Origin of the sequence: Streptomyces sp. AB3(2024) (assembly GCF_041862025.1) — a bacterium.
Classification (GTDB): domain Bacteria; phylum Actinomycetota; class Actinomycetes; order Streptomycetales; family Streptomycetaceae; genus Streptomyces.
This window is the reverse complement of sequence record NZ_JBGWAB010000260.1, coordinates 1-4,370: the sequence shown is the minus strand read 5'-3', so window position 1 is coordinate 4,370 and position 4,370 is coordinate 1. Positions and strand designations below refer to the sequence as shown.

Sequence of the window (4,370 nt, the reverse complement as noted above, 5' to 3'; positions counted from 1 at the left end):
CCCGCCGCCCCCGGCGTCCGCCGCCGGCACCGGAACCGCCTACGCCTGGCCGGCCGGCCTCCTCGCCGGCACCGGCGCAGCCGCGGCGGCCTGGCACCACCTCAGGCGCCGACGGCCGCGCCCGGCTCCGCCGTCGCAGACCGCCGGCTCCGGGCCGACGTCCTGAAGCCCCCGGGCAGACGCCCCGCCCGGCCCGCCTGAGGCGGGGATGCCGCTCTTCACCCACGAGCTCCGGAGGCGGCTGACGCAGGCCGGATCCCGCGTGCCGGCGCACTCGCGGTCCACCCCGGTTACGCCGCCACCAGCCTGCGCGGCCACCCGGCCCCCGCCCGCCGCAGCGCGCACGCCCGGGACGACGCGCGGGCGCGAAGGCTGAATGTCGGTCGTTCCCGGAGCCGGCGGCGGCCCACGGTCAGGGCGAGACCGGATCTATGATGGATGCTGCTACTGGGCCGTCCCTTGCCGTCCCGGTCCTGCACGGGCCATGGCCACCCTGAAGGGCCGGCGCCTCCTACGAAAGCTCCGCTGCAGCATCAATCGCATCACAGCGATCGTCCAGGCCGTCCTCGTCCTGCATCACGCGTCAGCGTGAGGTCGGAAAAGGCTCAAGGCCAGTAGCGGAAGCCTTTTCAGAGGACGGCACCGGCTTTGACCACGTGCCGAAGGTGGCGCTCGGGATGGGTGAGGACGGCCAGGTCCGCCAGGGGGTCGCCGTCCACGACGAGCAGGTCGGCGTGCGCGCCCGGCGCGAGGGTGCCGATCTCGCCCTCCATCCGCAGCAGGCGGGCCGCCGTGCCGGTGGCGGAGCGGATCACGTCCGCGGCGGGCTGGACCTCGGCGCGCAGCGTGAACTCCTCCAACTGGGCCGAGTGCAGCGGCCCGAGCAGGTCACTGCCGTAGACCAGATTGACCCCCGCCCGGTGGGCCTTCTCCAGGGCGGCCAGCCCGTGGTCGCGGACTTCGGTGAGCTTGCGACAGGACGACGCCGGCAGGCCGGACTGCCGTCCGAGCTCCGCCGTCCGCTCGTAAGCGACCAGTGTGGGCACCAGGAAGGCGTCCTGCTCCAGCAGCAGGGCGACGGTCGCGTCGTCGATCAGGTTGCCGTGCTCGACGCAGCGCACGCCTGCCCGCAAGGCCCGGTCTATGGCACGCGGGTGGTAGGCGTGCACGGTGACGTACCGGTTGTGGTTCTCCGCCTCCTCCACGGCGGCGCGGATCTCCGCCTCGCTGTACTGGACGGCGGCGATCTCGTCGTGCGGTGAGGCCACCCCGCCGGAGAGCAGCACTTTCAGGTGGGCGGCGCCTTTGCGGAACTCGTCACGGGCCGCGGCGCGGACGGCGTCGACGCCGTCCGCGATCCGGGCGAAGTTCGGACGGCTCTCGCAGCAGGGAACCGAGTCGTCCCCCAGCGGGCGCAGGTCGCCGTGCCCGCCGGTCTGGGAGAGTGCCTTTCCGCCCTGGACGAGCCGGGGGCCGAGCACCAGCCCTTCGGCCAGGGCGCGGGCCATGCCGTGGTCGGCGCCGCCCACGTCGCGGACGGTCGTGAAGCCGCGGCGCAGCATCCTTTCGGCCTCCGCCAGGGCCCGGACGGTCAGGTAGCCGGGGGTCCAGGACGCGACGGCAGGCAGGTCGAGGGAAGTGACCAGCAGATGGACATGGGCGTCGATCAGGCCGGGCAGCACGGTGGCGCCGGCGGCGTTGAGTACCCGCACGTTCTGCCCGATGCCGGGCGGGCGGCCGGTGCCGGTGGCGGCGATCCGGCCGTCGGCGACCTCGATCCAGGCCAGGTCGGTACGGGTGCCGGCCTCGGGGTGGAGCAGGTGCGCGTCGGTGATCAGCAGTCGGCTCATGGTGGTGGCCCTCTCCCATTGTTTCAATACGGCCTGTATTGAATACACCATGTATTGTGTTGCTGTGAATTCCTCCCCGGTCGAACCTGCGGCGCCCCGGCCTCCGCGGCGCCGCGTCCACACCAGAGCCCGCATCCTGTCTGCGGCGAGCGAGCTGTTCCTGTCCGCGGGGTACGCGCGGACGAGCATCGAGGACATCTGCACCGCCGCCGGCTACACCCGTGGGGCCTTCTACTCGAACTTCGCCACCAAGGAGGACCTGCTGCTGGCACTCTTTGACGAGCAGGCTGCCGGGCGCATGGCCGAACTGGAGCGGTTGGCCACAGCGGCCGAACAGCTGGGGCCCGGGGAACGGGCGCGGCGGCTGGTCGAGGCGCTGCTGCGGGTCGAGGATGCCGAAAGCGGGTGGATCCTGCTCTTCCTGGAGTTCCGCCTGTTGGCCGCCCGTACGCCCGGGCTCGCCGAGCGGGTGGCCGCGCACGACCGCACGGTGACAGCGGCGGTGGCGGTCCTGCTGGAACGGGTCCTGCCGGAGTTGGTACCGGCCGGGGCCGCTGCCGAGCAGGCCGCTGAGGTGGTCCTGGCCGCACGCGAGGGTTTGCTCGTCCGTACGGCTGCGGGCGGCCCGGCCGCGGAGCAGCTGCTGAACGCGACTACGGCAGTGCTGACCGGGCTCCTGGGCTGACGCGGCGGAAAGGGTGGCACCCCGTCACCTACGAGTGCCGCCCGTTGGCTCCTCGCGCAAGCTTCGCAGCATCTGCGAGATACCCGACAGCGTCATCGACTTGTGAAACCGGCGGCCGATCAGGGTCTTGATCCTGGCCAGCGTCCATCGCTGGTCCGGCCAGCCATGAGCGACCGGGCCCTTGGCCAGTTCCTCCTCCAGCACGGCGAACAAGGTCTCGCTCAGCTTCGGCCGGGACACCGGGCCGCGGGAACGCACCCCGTCCCGGCCGGCCTCCTGCCAGGCGTGCCGCCACCGCTGGACCGACCGGACGCTGACCCGTAACTCCCTCGCGATGCCCGTGCTGCCCCGCCCGGCGGCGAACATCGCCACTGCTTCCATCCGGACCCGCTCACGGAAGGCTTGCCTCCCCCCGGTCAGACCCCCACCCTGCGGATACCTCATACCTCCGGCATACCGCGACGATCACCGATCGTCAGCCCCTACGACAACCCGCCTTCAAGGTCAGTAACCCCCGGGACGCCGGAAAGCCGGTATCGGCTGGCACGGAATTGAGGGGCCTTCGCCACCCGCGAGTACGGACGCGAAGCGCTCCTGGGGCCCGCTGACCGAGGGCCTGAACGTGCCCCGGGACCTGGACCTCGGCGACCGCACGAAGGCGCTGGAACAGCTCGGCGTCAACCGGCTCGCGCACGCCGCGATCGTCGGCGTCGTCAAGGGCGTCCTCCCCGAGACAGAAGCGGGTCTCCTGGTCGGCTCCCGCCAGTGGCCCCTGCTGGCCCACCGCATGGACCGGATCCGCGACCAGGGCGGCACCGGTCTCCTGGCCGCGTACCTGGCCCGCCTCGGGAGCGACACCACCTGGAAGGAAGGCCCGTCCTCCACCACGGTCGGGCGGCTCGTGGACGCGACCCTGCACTCCCTGACGACACCGCCCTCCACCCCGGCGGCGACCGCGTCCCGGGTGAGTGTCTCCCCGACGGCTGCCCGCTCCCGCTCCACCACCACGGCCGCCGCCGCGGCCCCCGGACAGCAGGCCCCGACGGAAGCCGCCGTCCCCGCCCACCGGCAACAGAGCGCACCGGCCAGGGGCGCGGGGCGTACGCGGTGACGGCGGCGGCTCCCGCGCCCGCACCGCCATCGGCAGGTGCCGGTCAATGCCCACCGGTCTGCTCGCGCCCGTACGCGGTCCGTCCCCACCCGGAAGCCGACACCCCTCACGGCGTCCGCTTTCACGTACGTCGGTCGACGGGTGCGACCTCTCGGTTTGGTGACAGTGGGTTGCGTCACCGCGCCCAGTCGACGCCGAGTTCGGCGAGCGCCGCGCGCTGGGCGGCGTCGAGCCGGTCGCGGCGGGCCTTGACGTTCTCGGTCCAGATCCCGGTGCGGTGCTCGCTCCCGTCGGCCAGGACCTGGACGACACCGCGCCCCGGCAGCCGGCCTTCCCGCGCGACGTACTACGCCAGGGCCTCCAGGCCCTTCTGGAACGCCCCGCCACCCGCGTCCGGCCCGGACCCCGGGACAGTCTCCGCAGGGGTCTTACGTGCCCGCGCGGCCTTCTTCACGCCGAGCGTGGCGAGCCGGGTCTGCTGCTCCTGGTTCAGGCGGTCGAAGTCCCGGCGTTGGGTGATGGGCGACGTGTGATTTGCAGCGGTTGGCGACAGGGTTTTCAGGTGGGGATTTACCTCGTGGGCGGGTTGTGGGGTGTCGTCCTTCGAGCGGGATGAACCGTTCCGGGTTTGGTGGGGACTCGATCATTTGAGAGGATCGAGTCATGGCACGTCCTTCCCAGTACCCGCTTGAGCTGCGCCGTCGTGCGGTGCGGATGGTCGCCG

The 4,370-nt window shown here is 72.4% G+C and carries 3 protein-coding genes and 2 pseudogenes; 3 read left to right on the top strand and 2 right to left on the bottom strand.

All coding sequences use genetic code 11. The features are described from left to right. Positions 1-478: 478 nt before the first annotated feature. Positions 479-592, top strand: a pseudogene (locus ACEPPI_RS39955) (IS5/IS1182 family transposase); the annotation flags it as partial. A 37-nt stretch (positions 593-629) separates the two neighbouring features. Here ACEPPI_RS39955 and ACEPPI_RS39950 read toward each other — a convergent pair. Then, a complete protein-coding gene (locus tag ACEPPI_RS39950) occupies positions 630-1,850 on the bottom strand; it encodes an amidohydrolase family protein (RefSeq protein ID WP_373920156.1) in 1,221 nt (406 codons plus the stop codon). A gap of 64 nt (positions 1,851-1,914) precedes the next feature. Here ACEPPI_RS39950 and ACEPPI_RS39945 point away from each other — a divergent pair, with 64 nt between their 5' ends. Beyond that, a complete protein-coding gene (locus ACEPPI_RS39945; RefSeq protein ID WP_373920155.1) occupies positions 1,915-2,535 on the top strand; it encodes a TetR/AcrR family transcriptional regulator in 621 nt (206 codons plus the stop codon). Between the two features lie 63 nt (positions 2,536-2,598). Here the strand turns inward: ACEPPI_RS39945 and ACEPPI_RS39940 are convergent. Then, positions 2,599-2,979 (bottom strand): annotated as a pseudogene (locus tag ACEPPI_RS39940) (transposase); the annotation flags it as partial. 178 nt (positions 2,980-3,157) lie between these two features. On the opposite strand from ACEPPI_RS39940, the gene ACEPPI_RS39935 reads away from it, so the two are divergent. Then, positions 3,158-3,646: a hypothetical protein gene (locus tag ACEPPI_RS39935; protein WP_373920154.1), complete on the top strand. Its 489-nt coding sequence runs from the start codon at positions 3,158-3,160 to the stop codon at positions 3,644-3,646. Positions 3,647-4,370 lie beyond the last annotated feature (724 nt).